Source organism: Helicobacter pametensis ATCC 51478, assembly GCF_000518225.1.
Lineage (GTDB): Bacteria > Campylobacterota > Campylobacteria > Campylobacterales > Helicobacteraceae > Helicobacter_G > Helicobacter_G pametensis.
Map to the genome: position 1 here is coordinate 40946 of NZ_KI912401.1, position 17358 is coordinate 58303.

18 protein-coding genes are annotated in these 17358 nt (G+C 39.3%); 16 read left to right on the forward strand and 2 right to left on the reverse strand.

Annotated features, from left to right (window positions below; genetic code table 11):
• Window positions 1–79 precede the first annotated feature (79 nt).
• Both T391_RS0104780 and T391_RS0104785 read left to right on the forward strand, forming a co-directional pair.
• Window positions 80–1642 (forward strand): inorganic phosphate transporter, encoded by a 1563-nt coding sequence (locus T391_RS0104780; protein ID WP_027327370.1) that lies wholly within the window; start codon window positions 80–82, stop codon window positions 1640–1642.
• Between the two features lie 85 nt (window positions 1643–1727).
• Window positions 1728–3062, forward strand: coding sequence for a hemolysin family protein (locus tag T391_RS0104785; RefSeq protein WP_027327371.1), 1335 nt, complete (start codon window positions 1728–1730; stop codon window positions 3060–3062).
• 15 nt (window positions 3063–3077) lie between these two features.
• Here the strand turns inward: T391_RS0104785 and T391_RS0104790 are convergent, their stop codons facing one another.
• Window positions 3078–3410 (reverse strand): c-type cytochrome, encoded by a 333-nt coding sequence (locus T391_RS0104790; RefSeq protein ID WP_034583924.1) that lies wholly within the window; start codon window positions 3408–3410, stop codon window positions 3078–3080.
• A 64-nt stretch (window positions 3411–3474) separates the two neighbouring features.
• On the opposite strand from T391_RS0104790, the gene folD reads away from it, so the two are divergent.
• The 14 genes from folD (at window position 3475) to glnA (ending at window position 16194) form a co-directional block, all read left to right on the forward strand.
• Window positions 3475–4329 (forward strand): bifunctional methylenetetrahydrofolate dehydrogenase/methenyltetrahydrofolate cyclohydrolase FolD, encoded by an 855-nt coding sequence (gene folD / locus T391_RS0104795; protein ID WP_027327373.1) that lies wholly within the window; start codon window positions 3475–3477, stop codon window positions 4327–4329.
• Window positions 4326–5303: a signal peptidase I gene (gene lepB / locus T391_RS0104800; protein ID WP_027327374.1), complete on the forward strand. Its 978-nt coding sequence runs from the start codon at window positions 4326–4328 to the stop codon at window positions 5301–5303. Before folD ends, lepB begins: the two co-directional genes overlap by 4 nt.
• The gene (locus T391_RS0104810; protein WP_051420613.1) at window positions 5290–5937 is read left to right on the forward strand and encodes a zinc metalloprotease; all 648 of its coding nucleotides are present in this window, start codon (window positions 5290–5292) and stop codon (window positions 5935–5937) included. Before lepB ends, T391_RS0104810 begins: the two co-directional genes overlap by 14 nt.
• 9 nt (window positions 5938–5946) lie before the next feature.
• The gene (gene rpiB, locus T391_RS0104815; protein WP_027327376.1) at window positions 5947–6390 is read left to right on the forward strand and encodes a ribose 5-phosphate isomerase B; all 444 of its coding nucleotides are present in this window, start codon (window positions 5947–5949) and stop codon (window positions 6388–6390) included.
• Window positions 6391–6732, forward strand: a complete 342-nt coding sequence (locus T391_RS0104820) for a hypothetical protein (RefSeq protein ID WP_034583925.1) — start codon at window positions 6391–6393, stop codon at window positions 6730–6732. It abuts the gene before it with no gap.
• An 8-nt stretch (window positions 6733–6740) separates the two neighbouring features.
• Window positions 6741–7271 carry an adenine phosphoribosyltransferase gene (locus T391_RS0104825; protein ID WP_027327378.1) on the forward strand — a complete coding sequence of 177 codons (531 nt, stop codon included), beginning with the start codon at window positions 6741–6743 and terminating at the stop codon, window positions 7269–7271.
• Window positions 7272–7280: 9 nt separating this feature from the next.
• Window positions 7281–7862: a DedA family protein gene (locus tag T391_RS0104830; protein WP_027327379.1), complete on the forward strand. Its 582-nt coding sequence runs from the start codon at window positions 7281–7283 to the stop codon at window positions 7860–7862.
• Between the two features lie 4 nt (window positions 7863–7866).
• The gene (locus tag T391_RS0104835; protein ID WP_027327380.1) at window positions 7867–9252 is read left to right on the forward strand and encodes a leucyl aminopeptidase; all 1386 of its coding nucleotides are present in this window, start codon (window positions 7867–7869) and stop codon (window positions 9250–9252) included.
• On the forward strand, window positions 9253–10353 hold the full coding sequence (gene ychF / locus T391_RS0104840; RefSeq protein WP_027327381.1) for a redox-regulated ATPase YchF: 1101 nt from the start codon (window positions 9253–9255) through the stop codon (window positions 10351–10353).
• A gap of 88 nt (window positions 10354–10441) precedes the next feature.
• Entirely contained in the window at window positions 10442–11185 is a 744-nt protein-coding gene (locus tag T391_RS08040; RefSeq protein ID WP_051420614.1) for an SPASM domain-containing protein, read from the forward strand.
• Window positions 11186–11239: 54 nt separating this feature from the next.
• The gene (locus tag T391_RS0104850; RefSeq protein WP_027327382.1) at window positions 11240–12334 is read left to right on the forward strand and encodes a hypothetical protein; all 1095 of its coding nucleotides are present in this window, start codon (window positions 11240–11242) and stop codon (window positions 12332–12334) included.
• Between the two features lie 75 nt (window positions 12335–12409).
• Entirely contained in the window at window positions 12410–13603 is a 1194-nt protein-coding gene (locus T391_RS0104855) for a hypothetical protein (protein WP_027327383.1), read from the forward strand.
• 30 nt (window positions 13604–13633) lie between these two features.
• The gene (locus T391_RS0104860) at window positions 13634–14734 is read left to right on the forward strand and encodes a DegT/DnrJ/EryC1/StrS family aminotransferase (protein ID WP_027327384.1); all 1101 of its coding nucleotides are present in this window, start codon (window positions 13634–13636) and stop codon (window positions 14732–14734) included.
• Window positions 14735–14772: 38 nt separating this feature from the next.
• Window positions 14773–16194, forward strand: a complete 1422-nt coding sequence (glnA, locus tag T391_RS0104865; protein ID WP_027327385.1) for a type I glutamate--ammonia ligase — start codon at window positions 14773–14775, stop codon at window positions 16192–16194.
• Here the strand turns inward: glnA and T391_RS08045 are convergent.
• On the reverse strand, window positions 16184–17329 hold the full coding sequence (locus tag T391_RS08045; protein WP_244874352.1) for a cation:proton antiporter: 1146 nt from the start codon (window positions 17327–17329) through the stop codon (window positions 16184–16186). The two genes, glnA and T391_RS08045, sit on opposite strands and share 11 nt — an antisense overlap.
• Window positions 17330–17358 lie beyond the last annotated feature (29 nt).

The following is a 17358-nucleotide window of genomic DNA, read 5'->3' on the forward strand; positions in this document are numbered from 1 at the left end:
AAAAGTCAAATTCAAGTTTTGGGATTGGTATGATTATATGTTTATTCAGCATATAAGTTCATACACAAGGAAGTTTGAAGTGGATATCAAGGATTATAAGAGGCTTGATCGTGCATCTCGATCGATTCAGAAAGATAGCTTAAAAATAGGGATTGTAATGATCTTTGTGATTGCTACTGCTCTCTATGCCTTTAGTGTGCCCAATATTTCTAATCCCGCGATGCTTGTATTTGCCACTATTGTTGGTGGCTATATGGCGATGAATATCGGTGCTAATGATGTGGCAAACAATGTCGGTCCAGCTGTTGGATCCAAAGCTATTACACTTTTTGGGGCGATTATTATCGCTGCTATTTGTGAAGCGATGGGTGCGATCATTGCTGGGGGTGATGTTGTGGATACTGTTAAATCGGGCATTATTAGTCAGTCTGCTATCGCTGATCCTCAAGTTTTTCTTTTGTTGATGTTTGCTGCTTTGCTTTCTGCGGCATTGTGGCTCAATCTTGCGACTTTTGTCGGCGCTCCAGTTTCGACAACTCATTCTCTTGTTGGAGGGATTTTGGGAGCTGGGATTGCAGCTGGTGGTGTAGGAGTTGTCAAATGGGGAGTGTTGCAAAATATTGTTTTGAGCTGGGTGATTTCACCCGTGATGGGAGGATTGATCGCTGTTGTTTTTTTGATGTTTATTAAAAAGACGATTCTTTATAAAAAAGACAAAAGAGAGGCAGCACGAAAAATCGTCCCAATCTTGATCGCTGTGATGAGTTTTTCTTTTTCACTCTACTTGATCACAAAGGGATTGAAAAAGATTTTGCCAATGAGCATGGAAGTCGCTGTGGGAGTAAGTGTTGGGATCGCTCTTGTGGCATTTTTGTTGATCCGTCCTTGGGTGCGCAATAAGGTAAAAGAGATCGATAATACCAAGGAGGCAGTCAATGATCTTTTCACAATTCCACTTGTTTTTGCCGCAGCTCTTTTGAGTTTTGCGCATGGTGCCAATGATGTTGCTAATGCAATCGGGCCACTGGCTGCAATTAATCAGGTGCTTTCTGAGGGATTGGAGCTAGGAAGCAAAGCATCTGTTCCGCTCTGGATTATGGTTGTAGGTGCTTTGGGGATTTCACTTGGGCTTGCTCTCTATGGTCCAAAATTGATCAAAACCGTTGGAAATGAGATCACAGATCTTGATAAAAAGCGTGCATTTTGTGTAGCAATGAGTGCTGCAATCACTGTTTTAATCGCATCTCAGCTTGGATTACCTGTGAGTTCTACACATATTGCAATTGGTGGAATCTTTGGTGTTGGCTTTTTGAGAGAGTATCTTCAAAAGAAGCAATTCCAAGCTCAAGAATTGATCTTGCAAGCCCATGCTGGAAAAGATGAGAAAGAGGTGGAAGAATTTTTGGAGAAATATAATCGTGCAAGTATGAAGCGCAAGGGCTTGATCCTAGAGGCACTAAAAAGACGAGAAATACGCATTTTGGACAAAAAAGAAACCAAGAAATTAAAAAAAGCTTACAAAAATGAACTTGTTAAGAGAAGTGCATTGACTAAGATTGTGGCTTCATGGTTGATTACTGTTCCAGTATCTGCTTTGCTTGGTGGCGGGGTTTATTATCTTTTGCTTGCATTTGGCCTATAGAATTTTGATTTATTGATTCAAAAAAGATAGAATGTGAAGTTTTGTTTTTATAAGCTTAGATAATTAAAATTTAAGGAGTTTTTCTTTGGATCCCTACCAGTCGGTTTTGATGGTTGTTTTGGCGTTGGTTCTTGTTTTTTTAAATGGTTTTTTTGTTCTATCGGAGTTTGCGATCGTCAAAGTGCGTCGATCCAAGCTAGAGGAACTTGTCAAAAATGGGAGTGGGGGATCTGCAAAGCTTGCTTTAAAAATTTCCAATTCTCTTGATAGTTATTTGAGTGCGACTCAGCTTGGTATTACTTTGTCTTCTTTGGCATTGGGATGGATCGGTGAGCCAGCGATCGCAAAACTTTTTAATTCATTGTTTATTGCATTTTTGGGGTATGAAAATACGGTTTTGGCACATACTTTGAGTTTTGTGGTCGCATTTACATTGATTACCTTGCTTCATGTTGTGTTGGGTGAGCTTGTCCCAAAATCAATCGCAATTGCTAAAGCTGAGCAGATGGCTTTGCTTGTTGCTCGACCTTTGCATTATTTTTGGATTTTGCTCTATCCATTTATCCGTCTTTTTGAGATGCTTTCTGGATTTGTGTTGTCCATGATGGGAGTGCGTCCTGCGACAGAGCATGAAATTGCACATTCTGATGAAGAACTTAAGATTATTGTCGGTGAAAGTTTGAAGGGCGGATTTATTGATTCTATTGAGGGTGAGATTATCAAGAATGCTGTAGATTTTTCAGACACTGTCGCCAAGGAAATCATGACACCTCGTAAAGATATGATTTGTCTCAATGCAGATGAGGACTATGAAGAAAATCTCAGAATCGTGATGGAAACCAATCACACAAGATATCCTTACTACAAAGAGAGTAAGGACAATATTTTGGGGATGATTCATATCCGCGATCTACTTCAAGATACTACAAAAGAGACGCATGATCTAAGTGCTCTTGTGCGTCAGCCATTGATTGTCCCAGAAAATGCTTCGATCTCAGAAATCCTCAAGCGTATGAATAAAGAGCAGATTCATACCGCCCTTGTTGTCGATGAGTATGGTGGAACCTCGGGTCTTTTGACCATGGAAGATATTATTGAGGAAATTGTGGGAGATATTAGTGATGAATATGATTTCAGAAGTGAAGAGGTGGTTCAGCTAGATGAGACAAGTTTCAGAGTGAGTGGGATGCTAAGCTTAGAAGATGTTGAAGAGCTGATTGATGTCAAGTTGAGCGATGAGCATGAGCATGTGACTTTGGGGGGATATGTATTTAACCTGTTGGGGAATCTGCCTTCTGTTGGGGAAATTATTGAAGATGAGATGTGCTCTTATGAGGTGTTGGCTGTGGAAGGTGCACGGATCAAGGAGATTAAGGTGAGCAAAAAGGAATTATCTTGTGTGAATGAGAGTGATGTCTAAGAGAGACACACTCTTTTAAAGGCTTTGCAAAAATTTGAAAATTGCCTCAATCTCTTTTTCTGTGAGATAATACTTGGGCATCACGCCTTTGCTTGAATTGATGTTTTGAGCAAAGTCCTCATACGATAGATGTCTAATTGATGGGGCAAAGAGCTGTTTTTCTTTGTTTCTTGTTTTATAAGTTGCAATAAGTTTGCCCTCTCCTTTGTCTCCATGACAGGCTTTGCAACTGATGCCTCGTGGATTTTCATAAAGCTTCTTTCCATATTCTAAATCATCGATAAAATCTTCTTGAGAATAAAGATGAGACAAAAGAAAGAGAGAGAGCAAGATTTTGTAGTGTTTCATGCCATTCCTTGAGCACAATTTAATCTATAATTATAAGGAATAATCCAATATTTAAGGGAAATAAGTGATTGCTTTAGATGGGAAGAGTCTGAGTGTTTTGATCGAGAAGGAAATCAAGCAAGAAGTTGAGAAGCTGAATGCAGAATTTATGTATCCGACATTGGCTGTGATCTTGGTGGGAAATGATGCGCCTAGTGCTTCTTATGTCAAGATGAAATCACAAGCTTGTGAGCGTGTGGGAATCAATTCTCTTGTATTTGCTATGCCTGAAAATGTAACCGAGAAATTTTTGCTTCAAAAAATTGAGGACCTTAATCAAGATTCAAAAGTTCATGGAATTCTTGTGCAATTACCTCTACCTAAGCATATCAATACCCAAAAAATTTTAGAGGCAATTTCTCCCCTGAAAGATGTAGATGGATTTCATCCGATCAATATGGGAAAATTGATGCTTGATCTTGAAGGTTTTGTGCCTGCTACACCTTTTGGTGTGATGCAGTTATTAAAAGCTTATCACTTGGATGTGCGGGGAAAAAATTGCACAATTGTTGGAGCTAGCAATATTGTAGGCAAACCCCTTGCTTCATTGCTTTTAAATGCTGGTGCGACAGTAAGTCTATGCCATATCCTAACCCAAGATGTAGGATTTTTTACAAGACATGCAGATTTTGTGTTTGTTGGAGTTGGGAAGATAGGATTATTGCAGGCAGATATGATTAAAGAAGGTGCTGTGATAGTTGATATTGGAATCAATCGCACAGATGAAGGGAAGATTGTTGGTGATGTGGAATTTGCTTCTGTTTCGCAAAAGAGTAGCTATATCACTCCAGTCCCTGGAGGTGTAGGACCTATGACGATTGCAGCACTTCTTCAAAATACAATTAAGAGTGCCAAAAACTTTGCAAAAGGACTTAAATGAAATTTCTCTCTAAGCTCTATCGCTTCTCATCCTCTTGGACTGGGACGATCATCATTGTTGCTTTTGTGATTTTTTTTATAGCTCAGGCTTTTGTGATTCCTACAAGATCGATGGTTGGGACACTTTATGAAGGTGATATGCTTTTTGTCAAAAAATTTTCTTATGGGATTCCAATCCCAAGAATCCCTTGGATTGAGATCCCTGTTTTCCCAGATTTGAAAGGCAATGGTCACATCATCGAAGGGGAAAGACCAAAGCGAGGAGATGTCGTAGTATTTATCCCACCCCATGAAGAGAAGACCTATTATGTCAAGAGAAATTTTGCAATTGGTGGAGATGAAGTGATATGGAGTGCACAGGGTTTCTTTTTGCGCCCAAAAGAAGGAGATGAGGGAATCAAAAAGTATTTTCCTCATGCCCAAGTTCAAGAATTTTTTGGCAAAAAATTCATCAAAAATCCCTATATGCAAAATCACTTAGGAATCGCTTATCACTCTCATAATGCAAGATTCCAAGAAGCAGTTAATGCTTTGAGTTTTGATGAAGAAAATTGGGCGATTGCCGGCACTTGTCAAAATGAAAAAACCAAAGAGATCTATGAGTGCAAGCAAGAGTTTTCTATGATCCCTATTGGAAGAGATGGTAGAAGGATTGAGGGATCTACACTTTATACACACTCTGATGTGGTGTTTTATAAAAAGATTGCAGATGATGAGTTTTTTATGATTGGTGATAATCGTGACAATAGTCTTGATTCTCGCTATTGGGGAAGTGTGCCTTATGCGCAAATCATTGGAACTCCATGGGTTGTGTATTTTTCGATCAATCTTAGCAATTCTCAAGAGGCACAAGAAGAAGCCCAAAGATTGGGCAAAGAAGATGGATGGTGGAAATACACAATCCGCTGGAATCGTGTCTTCAAATCCCTCAATAGTCTGGAGGAAGATCTAAGGAGCAAGAATGTTGGGAATTGATTTTGATCCTTGGATAATTCTTTTCTCTTATCTTGCATTATTAGTTACGATTATAGGCTGTGAGCTTTGTTTGAGTTATGTTACAAAATATTATGCACAGGATTGTATTGAGCCAAATGATTTGGTGATCGATGGCAAAATCACATTTAATCCTTTGAAATACTTTGATGTATTTGGGACGGTGGTTTTTCCTCTGGCGATGATTATTTTTCAAGCTCCTCTTTTATTTGGTTGGTCCAAGTCTTTGTGGCTCAATATGCAGAAGGTTGTGGATCGCTATGGCCTAAATCTTGCCATTCTTTTGGCTTCTAGTGGAGTGTTTTTTCATTTCTTCATAGCTTTTTTGTCTAGCTTTATCCTATCTGCCAAGTTTTTGCCACAGATGGCAATCCTTTGGGAAAATCTTATTTTATTTAATGTCTTTTTTGTTGTGATTAAGCTTTGTCCTATTTTCCCTTATGATGGATTGAAAATCTTGAGTTATATTGGTCTAAAGCTGGGGAGTGATTTGCTAATGCGTTTTTATTGGATGTTGATCCCCTATGGTATGTTTGTTTTGATTCTTGTGATTTTGACTCCACTGAGGGAATTGATACTTATCCCTGCTGTGACGATTTTAAAATTTCTATTATAAGGATGAATAATGAAGTATTTCTTGGCAACGGATCACGCAGGGATTAGGGTGAGGGATTTTATTCTTTCTTATTTTAAAAAGATTGATCAAGAGATTGTGGATTTATCTCCGACTGGAGAGAAGAGTGTGGATTATCCTGACTATGCTAAGAAAGTTTGTTTGGAGGTTTTAAGAGATAGTAGTCATCGAGGGATTTTGGTTTGTGGGAGTGGGATTGGGATGAGTATTGCAGCAAATCGATTTGGGGGGATTCGTGCTGGATTATGCACAGATGCATATATGGCTAAGATGACACGCCTCCATAATGATGCCAATGTTTTGTGTTTGGGTGAGAGAATCAGTGGGTTAGGTGAAATCGAATCGATTTTGGAAGCGTTTATTCAGACAGAATTTGAGGGAGATCGTCATCTTAGAAGAATAGAAAAAATTGAAAAATTCTCAGAAGGATTCTAAATGTGGGGCTTGATTGGTCAGTGGTTTTTTGTAACGATTTTTATTATTTTTGTTCTGTATATGGGGATACGGACTTTTTATTATCGATCTGTTGCACAGAGGGAAGAAAAAAATTCTGCCAAGATGAAGCTCACATTGCAAGATGCTGAGATTTTGATCCGCAAACATCAGGTTCAGCTACAAAGAGCACTGGGGGACATTGATATCCTCACTCAAGAACTCACAGCTCTCAAGGGGGATATCCGAAGTCTTAAGCAGAGAAATTCTCAATATAAAATCGAGGCTGATCGCTACAAGGCAAGGATTAAAGAACTTGAACAAAAAATTGAAGCATTATTGTAGGAAAAAAGATGATTGATACTCAGTTATTGTCCAAAATTCGCTGCATTCAGGACTATCCCAAAGAAGGGATTTTGTTTCGTGATATCACAACGCTTTTGCAAGATGGCGAAAGTTTTGCGTCTCTCATTGATGCTCTCAAAGAGCGTTATTTGGAAATGAATATTGATTTTGTTGTTGGGTTAGAATCTAGGGGTTTTGTATTTGGAGCACCCTTGGCTTATGCTCTTGGTGTGGGTTTTGTGCCAATTCGCAAGAAGGGAAAACTCCCATTTTTGAAAGTGAGCAAAAGTTATGCATTGGAATATGGGGAAGATGAGATGGAGATCCATCAAGATGCTTTTAAGAATCAAAATGGCTCGCGTGTCGTTTTGATCGATGATTTGATCGCAACAGGTGGAACAGCATGGGCTGCTTTGGAATTGATCGAAGAGATTGGAGGAGAGTGCGTGGAGGCTTGCTTTCTGCTTGATCTTGTGGATCTTGGAGGATCTAGTAGGCTCAAGACAAAAACAAAGGTTCATAGTATTTTTGAAGTATAGGGAGAGCTTATGGGGTTTGAGCAATGGATCATTGATCTTTGGAATACTCATGCTGGGACATGGGGTTATTTGATCCTGTTTTGTTGGAGTATTTTAGAGGGAGAGCTTGGCTTGATTTTTGCCGGACTTGCTGCTCATGATGGACATATGAATCTATTTTTGGCTATTTTTGTTGCTGGACTTGGAGGATTTGCTGGGGATCAAATTTATTTTTATATTGGCAGACTCAATAAAAAGAATCTTAAAAATATGCTGAGCTCACAGCGAAGGAAATTTGCCCTTGCTCATATTTTGCTCAAAAAACATGGCTGGCCTATTATTTTTATCCAGCGTTATATGTATGGAATGAGGACAATTATCCCGATCAGCATCGGATTGACGCGCTATAGTGCTCTAAAATTTGCCCTAATCAATTTGCTTAGTGCATGGGTGTGGGCAGGTCTGACAATTATTTTTGTTTGGTATTTTGGGGATTGGATTTGGGAGATTGTTGGATGGCTCAAATCTCACCCTTATTTATTAGTCGTTTTGCTGATTGTATTGGGTGGAGGAATCTTGTATTATTTTCATTATCAAACCAAAAAGAGGTAATTAAATGCTAGAAATTAAAATCAGTGATCAGAAAGCACAATGTGAAATTGAATTTATCACTTCTGTTGAGGGAAGTGAGGATGAAGTCATTTTGAAAGAAATGAATTTTAAGGATGTTTTTTTCGTCCAAGAGACGCGTAAGCTTTATATCAAAGTTGAGAATCATGATCCTGATACTTTGCGAGAATCTGCAGCAAAAGCAGTTAGATATATCAAAAAGCTCCCTTTTGAAAGTGCAAGAGTACATTTATGTGGTGGAAGAAAGGGGATTGAGGCTATTTTAATGGGGCTTTATTGCGGAGATTATGTGTTTGAAACATATAAAACACAAAAAGAAGAAAGTCCCTTGAGGGAAGTTTTTATTGAGTGTGGATGCGAAACGCTTGGGGTAGTTTTGGAAGAATGTAGGGTGGTGGCTTCAAATATCTTTCTTGTAAGAGATTTGGTCAATACGATTCCCAATGAAGCAACACCAAGCTATTTGGCACAAATTGCCAAAGATAAAGCCCAAGAATTGGGGATTGAGTGTAGTGTCTTGGATCAGAAAAAAATGCAAGAAGAAAAAATGGAATCTCTTCTTGCTGTTGCGCGTGCTTCAGTCCATGAGCCAAAACTCATTCATCTTAGCTATAAGCCCAAAACAAGTAAGGCACGACTTGTGTTTGTAGGCAAGGGCTTGACTTATGATAGTGGTGGACTAAGCCTTAAGCCTGCTGATTATATGGTCACCATGAAGGCAGATAAAGCCGGAGGCTGTGCTGTGATGGGGATTATCTTTGCGATTGCACAGCTTGGACTTCCTTTGGAGGTGCATGGAATTATCGGGGCAGTGGAAAATATGATCGGAGGCAATGCTTATAAGCCTGATGATGTATTGATCTCGCGTGAGGGCAAAAGTATTGAAGTGAGAAATACTGATGCAGAAGGGCGCTTGGTGCTTGCAGATTGTCTAAGCTATGCCCAAGATCTTAAACCTGATTATCTTATCGATCTAGCAACGCTTACTGGTGCTTGCGTTGTGGGACTTGGAGAATTTACTTATGGGATCATGGGACATAATACAGAGCTTAAAAATCACTTTGAGCAAAATGCACTCCAAAGTGGAGAGCTTGTTGCGCAGCTTCCATTTAATTCGCATTTGAGAAAGTTGATTGATTCTAAGATTGCTGATGTATGCAATGTTTCTTCATCACGCTATGGAGGTGCTATTACTGCTGGAATGTTTCTAGCAGAGTTTGTGCGTGAAGAAAATCGAGATAAGTGGTTGCATCTTGATATCGCAGGACCTGCCTATGTCGAAAAAGAATGGGATATCAATCCCTATGGTGCAAGTGGGATTGGTGTAAGAGGATGTGTTGAATTTGCAAAATCTTTGGTTGAGGAGAAATGAATGGGATTGTCAATTGGGATTGTTGGACTTCCAAATGTAGGAAAATCAACTACATTTAATGCACTAAGTCAGACACAAAATGCACAAGCGGCAAATTATCCTTTTTGCACTATTGAACCCAATCGAGCTGTGGTGCCTGTGCCCGATAAGAGATTGGGAGAATTGGCTAAGATTGTCCATCCTGAGAGGATTCAGCATTCTGTTGTGGAGTTTGTGGATATTGCAGGATTAGTGCGAGGAGCAAGCAAGGGGGAGGGGCTTGGGAATCAATTTTTGGGCAATATCAAAGAGACTAATGTGATTTTGCATATTGTGCGATGTTTTGAGGATGAGAATGTCACTCATGTCGAGGGTAGAGTAGATCCTGTGGGAGATGTAGAGATCATTGAGCTTGAGCTATTGCTAGCAGATTTGCAGACTTTGCAAAAGCGTATTGAACGCTTAGAGCGCCAAAGTAAGGCAGATAAAAATGCCAAAGCTTCTCTTGAGATTGCTTTTCAATTGCAAAAACATCTCGAAGATGGTTCACCTGTGAGAACCTTTGATCAAAGAGATCATGAACTTTTTGTTGAGCTTGATCGTGAATTGCGATTTTTGACAAACAAAGAGGTGATTTTTGGTGCAAATGTGGGGGAGGAAGATTTGCTTGGGGACAATGTCCATGTTCAATCACTCAAGGCTTATGCTCAAAATAATGGTTGTGAGGTGGTTAAGTTATGCTCAAAACTTGAAGAAGAGATGGTGGGGATGAGCGAGGATGAGAGATCTGAATTTCTTGATTCTTTAGGATGTGAGATGAGCGGATTGGAACAAATTATCCAAAAGGGATTTGAAAAATTGGGATTGATTAGTTATTTTACAGCTGGAGTAAAAGAAGTAAGAGCTTGGACGATTCGCAGAGGAGATAGTGCTCCAGTTGCCGCTGGAGTAATACATAAAGACTTTAAAAAAGGTTTTATTCGAGCAGAAACGATTTCTTATGAAGATTTTATCAAGTATGGTGGAGAAGTCAAAGCAAAGGAAGCAGGAGCTATGCGTGTAGAAGGCAAAGACTATATTGTCCAAGATGGGGATATCATGCATTTTAGATTCAATGTCTAAACGCTTTAAAAAGGTTTATATCGAGATCAGCGATATTTGCGGGCTAACTTGTAGCTTCTGTCCTTCTCAAAAGGGGAGGAGGGGGAAAATGGATCTTGGATTATTTGAAACGATTGCCTATCAATTGAGGGGAAAAACAGAACGGATGGATTTTCATCTCCTTGGAGATCCACTTAAGAATCGAGAATTCCTGCTCTATCTACAAATTGCAGAAAAAACTCATCATCAAGTTGAGATTGTTACAAGTGGATATTATCTTAGAAATTGGAAGTTTAGCCAGCTCCTTGCCTCGCCAATTGTTCAGCTCAATATTTCACTTAGTGCCTATAGCGACCCATGCAATCCCAAAACAAGAGATTATCTTCAATCCTGCTTGGAGCTAGCTAAATTTCATCAATCACAACAATCCAAATGTTTTCTCAATTTCCGAATGCATCAAAGTCGAATTGATCCAGTATTGATCCAGCAATTTTGCGAATACTTTGGTGTCAAAGATGTATTTGATAGGGGAAGGATCAGGCTTGGTTCTTATCTCTTTTTGCGAATCAGTCGTGATTTTGAATGGATTCATCAAGGCCTTATTGCTAGGCAGACAAATAAATTTTGTCATGGTCTTATTTCTCAAATTGGAGTTTTGGCTAATGGAGATGTGGTCCCTTGCTGTATTGATTGTGATGGAGGGATTGTGCTTGGGAATCTTAAGGATCAAAGTTTGGATGAAATTTTGGCTACACCTTTGGCTCAAAACATTGTGCAAGGATTTCAAAGAGGAGAGGCCTATCATCCTCAATGTCAGCGCTGTACTTATCCTGCTCAGACAAAAATGGACTGATTTTTGCTGATTGCTCTTTAATTGTAAAAGGAATCTTGTAAGGATAATGACTTGATGCGCAAATTGATGTGTTTAGTATTGTGTTTTGGCTCTCTTATATCCTCAGAGATTGCTCTTGCTTTCAAACAAGGCAAAGCCAAAGCTCATGTTGGGACTTTTGCGTATATTGATTTTTTGGGTGATTCAACTTTTTGGGATCTTGGAGCGTCTTTTTCGTATCAAAGTGGAAATTTTTATGGCTACAAATTTTTGGCATCAGCTTGGTTTAATCCCCCATTGTATGAAGTCAATCGAGGGTTTAGGGACAATAAAACATGGTTTGAAATCACAGAATTGGGGATCAATTTTTTTAACTCAAGACTTAATCTTGGCTTTGACGCTGGGCGTTTTGCGTATCGAGCAGATTGGGTTGATAACTATGTCCAAGGTTTGAGTTTTTTTCACACTTATTCTCCATTCATTAGCTATGGCATTACTTGGATCAATCAGAGTGCATTGGTTGAAAATTATCAAATGACGGGTTTTAGGCGTTCTGATAATTGGCTTGGAGGTGTGCTTATAGATGGGCAGTTTAAGATTCCAAATACAATTATTGAGCTAGAACCCTATATTTATAGTGTGGCCAATATGTTTTGGGCTCCAGCAATTAGGACTAAAGCAACTTTTGAATTTCTAAAATTCAACTCCGATCTGATTTGGGAGGGCACACTTCTCTCTTATGTTGCTTATCATAACCGTGAGTTTAGGGGTAGTGGGATTTTGTTTTGGTCTGACTTGATTTATCGTGATCGATTGAGGAACTTTGATGCAGGAGGGGGAATCATGGCAACCAATCGCAATGGTGTGAAAGATTTGGCTGTTTTTGGACAAAGCACACAATTTGAAAATATCGATGGAATGCTTGATGGAGGCTCTACAAGTCTTTATGCTTTTGGAAAATTTCATTTTAAATATGATATTTCTCTAAAAATCGCATCGCGTTTGACTTTTGTGGGAGAAAATAACTTGTTTGGACTAGAAGCACGCGCAGGATATTTCCCGATTAAGAAGCTTGAACTTGGACTTGATTTTTTGATGCTTGCAGGATATAAAACTCAAAATAAGCAAGATCATTACGCAATGAGAGCATTTTTGCAATATCATTTCTAAAGTTTTTTATTTCTAAGCCGATTGTGTTAGATTAGTAATACAGAGCTTTTATCTTTGGAATATGGAGGAAAAAGAATGAAAAAGAACTTTTTTGGATCGTTAGCATTGATGGGGTTGGCTATTTCCACTGTAAGTGCTGTGGATTTCAATACATTTGGTCATATTGGAACAGCTTATAGCTTTGGCACAAAAGCAAATGTTGATGGACAGAAGCCTTGGTATGGAGGATTTACTGGGCGTCTTGGATTTGAGGTGGGGATGGGACCTGTAAGTATCGGGCTTGGGGTTGCTGGAGGGATGCCTTATGCAATCAAACCAAATGGCTGGTATAAAGACTATATTGAAAATCAAAGATTCACAAATCCTAAGGATGTGAAGTGGTACAACTGGATTAGCGATGCATATTTGCGTGTCGATACGCGTATGTTTTCAATTGTAGGTGGGCGCTATGATCTGACTACTTTCTTTGCTGGTAAAGATGGTAAAACACACACAGGCGTGGATTGGATTTCTGGACAAAATGAAGGGGTGAGCTTCAAACTTGACACAAGATATTTTTCATGGTGGGGAATTTATTCTTATGAAACAATGGGCTTTGGGTCCAAAACGACCAATCGCTTGGGAAGTGATTTGATGGGATTCCGCCAGTATGGTAAGAGCGGACATTTGATCTCGAGTGGTTTTGATATCAATATCAAAGAGATGTTTTATATTGATCCTTTTGTGACTTACAATATTGATCAAAAATATCTCCAAGTAGGTGGGAAGCTACAAGCAAATTTTGGTAAAGGCTTTTTCAAATCCAAAACAACACTTCGAGGAATGTATCAACGCAGAGATAATGTCAATACAAATACTTTCCTAGGTTGGGGAGATCAAGAATTTTTGCTTGCTAATGTCTTCAAGTTTGGTGGGGGTGGTTACTATGTAGCCAAGGATGATGGAATCATCTATGAGAGTGAAAGCACAAGATTCTATGGCACGACTTTTGGTGGGAATATCAATTTCTTTAGTGCCAATAGTGCTGTTTGGTATGTTTTTGCTGGAATTGAGCATAAGTTCTTCAACTTTGATTTTCTCTATGCCGATGGGGATTACAAAGAAATCTCAGCAATTGCTCAAGTCAATCTCTATAAAGACAGATGGGTTGATTTTGGAGTTGGTGGTGGATGGGTGCGATCGAGCACTTATGTGGGGATCAATAGCAATCAAACATATAGAAAAGGAACCCAAGATCGAGGTGTTGCTTTTGTAAAACTATCATTCTAATCCCTCTTTTGATAGAGGGAAGGGGGATTTATGACTATAGATTTTGCCAATCTTTCTAGACAATACAACCTTTATAAGCATCAAATCGATTCTGAGATTTCCTATACTCTTAAGCAAGCCTCTTTTATTATGGGTGAGCAAGTTGAGCGCTTGGAGATAGCTCTCGCACAATATGCACAGAGTCCCCATGTGATTGCTTGCTCAAGTGGGACAGATGCTCTGATCTTGGCATTGATGGCCGCTGATATTGGAGTGGATGATGAAGTGATTACGACGCCATTTAGTTTTTTTGCTAGCAGTGAAGCTATTGCTTTTTTGGGGGCAAGACCTGTCTTTGTCGATATTGATGAGCATACATTCAATCTTGATCCTGCATTGATTGAGGATCATATCACTTCCAAAACAAAGGCAATCCTACCTGTGAGCTTGTTTGGACAAGTTTGTGATATGGAGACCATATCACACATTGCTCAAAAGTATGATTTGTTGGTGATTGAGGATGCATCTCAGAGTTTTGGAGCCTCTTATAAGGGGAAGAAATCATGTGCTTTGAGTGATTTTGCAACTACAAGCTTTTTTCCTAGCAAGCCCCTAGGGTGTTATGGTGATGGTGGAGCTGTGTTTTGTCAAAGAAAAGATGATGCTGATAAAATACGGGCTTTGCTTAAGCATGGACAGATTCGGCGCTATGTTCATAAATACATTGGACTTAATGCAAGACTTGATACGCTTCAAGCTGGAATCTTGCTTGCCAAATTGCCATTTTTGGATGCAGAGATTCTAAAGCGTCAAGAGATTGCCTTGCGTTATTGTGATGCTCTTAAAGATTGTATTCTTCCATCGATTGGAGAGAAATGTAAGAGTGTGTTTGCACAATTTTCAATCCGCACCAAACATCGAGAAATCTTGAGTGCAACACTTAAAAAAAGAGGAATACCCACTGCCATTCATTATCCCATTCCTTTGCATTTACAAGAGGCCTTTGCTTATTTGGGATACAAAAGAGGAGATTTTCCTGTGAGTGAGAAGGTGGCAGATGAGATTTTATCTCTACCTATGAATGCTTTCTTGACTGAAGTAGAGCAAGAATATATCATCACTCATTTTAATCAGATTGTTGCTTCATTATAGAAAGTAGTAGAATGATATTTTATGAATGAGGAGAGCATATGGAGAAGAAAATTTCTGAATTTTTTGCATTTTGTCAAGAGCATGAAGCTGAGTTTATTGATTTTCGCTTTACAGATATCAAAGGCACTTGGCATCATATTAGTTTTTCTATTTCTGCTGTAGATGTTGAAACATTTGAGAGAGGAATCCCTTTTGATGCAAGCTCATTGCCAAATTGGCAACCCATCAACCAATCAGATATGATTCTCATCCCAGATCTTGTGCGCTATTTTGTCGATCCATTTAGTGCTGATGTGACAGTGATTGTATTTTGTGATGTGTGGGATATTTACAAAAATCAACCTTATGAAAAATGTCCGCGTAGCATCATCAAAAAAGCGATGCAATATCTCAAAAATAGTGGGATTGGAGATGAGGCATATTTTGGACCAGAGAATGAGTTTTTTGTCTTTGATAGCATCAAGATACGCGACAATATCAATGCGCAATCCTATGAAATCGATACAGAAGAGGGAGAGTGGAATCGAAATCGCGAATTTGAGGGTGTCAATATGGGACATCGTCCTGGGACAAAGGGAGGCTATTTTCCTGTGCCACCTATTGATAGTATGGTGGATATTCGTGCAGAAATGGTCAAAGTACTCAATCAAGTAGGAATTGAAACTTTTGTAGTACATCATGAGGTGGGGCAGGCACAAGGAGAGATCGGGATCAAATTTGGGGATATGCTTGAGGCTGCTGACAATGTGCAAAAACTTAAATATGTCGTCAAAATGGTTGCACATCTCAACGGAAAAACTGCAACTTTTATGCCCAAACCACTCTATGGAGATAATGGCAGTGGGATGCATACTCATATCAGTATTTGGAAGGATGGACGCAATCTTTTTGCTGGTGATGAATATCAAGGGTTAAGTCAAATAGCTTTAAATTTTTTAGGTGGTGTATTGCATCATGCTAGAAGTGTGGCAGCATTTACCAATGCATCGACAAACTCATATAAGCGTTTGATTCCAGGTTTTGAGGCTCCATCGATTCTGGCTTATTCTGCACAAAATCGTAGTGCAAGTGTTCGTATCCCCTTTTCACATGGTGAGAAAGCTAAACGCTTGGAATTTCGATTTCCTGATAGTTCAAGCAATCCCTATCTCGCATTTGCCGCACTCTTGATGGCAGGACTTGATGGGATCATCAATGCAATTCCTGCAGGAGAGGCGATGGATATTGATCTTTTTGAGCTGACACTTGATGAGATCCGTGAGAAGGGAATTAGACAGCTTCCACATACATTGCGCAGTGCGATTGAAGAGATGCTTGCTGATCGCGAATATCTAAAAGTCGGAGATGTTTTTAGTGAGGAGTTTATCCAAACTTATAAAGCCTATAAGTTTGAGGCTGAGATCTGGCCTTGGGAGGCTCGACCTCATCCTTTTGAGTTTATTAGTACTTTTAGTTGTTAGAAGATGGGGGGAGGGGAGATTCTTTCCAAAATGAAAGAATGATTTTGATTGAGGTCATAAAGAAGATTCCCTCAATCATAGCACCTACGACAAAAGCATAATATTCTTGCAATGAGATAATTTTGAGTTGCAAAGCAAGAGTTGAGGCAGCGATGAGAAAGGTGAGGGGCATCGCATCGCTGAGAGCATAGAGCAGTGCATTTCTTGGGGATTTGAGAAATGATCTAAAAGAGATAAAAGATCCAATAAGACGAATTCCTAGCATCCCAGATACGACAATCAAAGCATTATGCAAAATCTGACTATTGGAAAATAGACTTTTGAGATCAAGAGTTGTGCCAACATGTACAAAGAAAAAGGGGATAAAGAATCCAAATCCGATGTAATTGAGTTTTTCATGAAGTTTGTGATGTGTGCTAAAAAATGTTGCGATAATCATACCAGCGATAAAGGCTCCTAGTGCGACTTCTAGCTTGAGTGAAACAACAATTGAAACAAAAAGAAAAAATAGCATTGCCCCAAAACGCAAGTCTTGATTATTGGGATTGTTATATGGGACGATGAGAGTTTTAAGTGTGGGAAACCACCAAAAAAGAATCTTCACAAGTTGGAAAATAATAGCAATTGCTAACAAAAATGCCAATAAGACACCAAAGGTTTGAAGCAATTCAAGACTGATTCCATGATTGTAGAAACCATTGATGGCAACGAGCATACAGATGCTAAGAAGCTCGCCAATGACTCCTACTTTGAGGGCAAGATTGAGCCAGATGTGATCCTTGCCATATTCTCTAATCAGTGCCATAATCATCCCAACACCCATGATGGGAAATGTCACAATATAGATAAAGGGTAGCTTTTGAGTGAGAACAATCAAGGCAGAGAGTGAGTAGAGGATACAAAAATAGAGAGCAATCTTTTTGAGCATTCCCTCACGCTTAAGCTGAATAAAGGATTTGAGATTGACTTCTGTTCCGCACAAAAACATCAAAATCAAAAATCCAATTTCTGCAACACTGCGAGCTGCTTCATTTCTCTCAAAGAGTCCAAGATAAACTGCGAGTGAGCCTAGAAGCATCTCAACGACAACAATGGGGAATCTTGAAAGATTGCTGATAAAAGGAGCAATCGCCATGAGCCCCACAATGACTGCAAGTGAAGTGA

Bases quoted from the DNA above. Each gene is read 5' to 3' on its own strand.
- lepB (WP_027327374.1), top strand. From the start codon at position 4,326: ATGAAATTTCTCTCTAAGCTCTATCGCTTCTCATCCTCTTGGACTGGG.
- T391_RS0104810 (WP_051420613.1), top strand. From the start codon at position 5,290: ATGTTGGGAATTGATTTTGATCCTTGGATAATTCTTTTCTCTTATCTT.
- T391_RS0104860 (WP_027327384.1), top strand. From the start codon at position 13,634: ATGACTATAGATTTTGCCAATCTTTCTAGACAATACAACCTTTATAAG.
- T391_RS08040 (WP_051420614.1), top strand. From the start codon at position 10,442: ATGGATCTTGGATTATTTGAAACGATTGCCTATCAATTGAGGGGAAAA.
- T391_RS0104855 (WP_027327383.1), top strand. From the start codon at position 12,410: ATGAAAAAGAACTTTTTTGGATCGTTAGCATTGATGGGGTTGGCTATT.
- T391_RS0104835 (WP_027327380.1), top strand. From the start codon at position 7,867: ATGCTAGAAATTAAAATCAGTGATCAGAAAGCACAATGTGAAATTGAA.
- ychF (WP_027327381.1), top strand. From the start codon at position 9,253: ATGGGATTGTCAATTGGGATTGTTGGACTTCCAAATGTAGGAAAATCA.
- rpiB (WP_027327376.1), top strand. From the start codon at position 5,947: ATGAAGTATTTCTTGGCAACGGATCACGCAGGGATTAGGGTGAGGGAT.
- T391_RS0104830 (WP_027327379.1), top strand. From the start codon at position 7,281: ATGGGGTTTGAGCAATGGATCATTGATCTTTGGAATACTCATGCTGGG.
- T391_RS0104850 (WP_027327382.1), top strand. From the start codon at position 11,240: ATGCGCAAATTGATGTGTTTAGTATTGTGTTTTGGCTCTCTTATATCC.
- glnA (WP_027327385.1), top strand. From the start codon at position 14,773: ATGGAGAAGAAAATTTCTGAATTTTTTGCATTTTGTCAAGAGCATGAA.
- T391_RS0104790 (WP_034583924.1), bottom strand. From the start codon at position 3,410: ATGAAACACTACAAAATCTTGCTCTCTCTCTTTCTTTTGTCTCATCTT.
- T391_RS0104820 (WP_034583925.1), top strand. From the start codon at position 6,391: ATGTGGGGCTTGATTGGTCAGTGGTTTTTTGTAACGATTTTTATTATT.
- T391_RS08045 (WP_244874352.1), bottom strand. From the start codon at position 17,329: ATGGCGATTGCTCCTTTTATCAGCAATCTTTCAAGATTCCCCATTGTT.
- T391_RS0104825 (WP_027327378.1), top strand. From the start codon at position 6,741: ATGATTGATACTCAGTTATTGTCCAAAATTCGCTGCATTCAGGACTAT.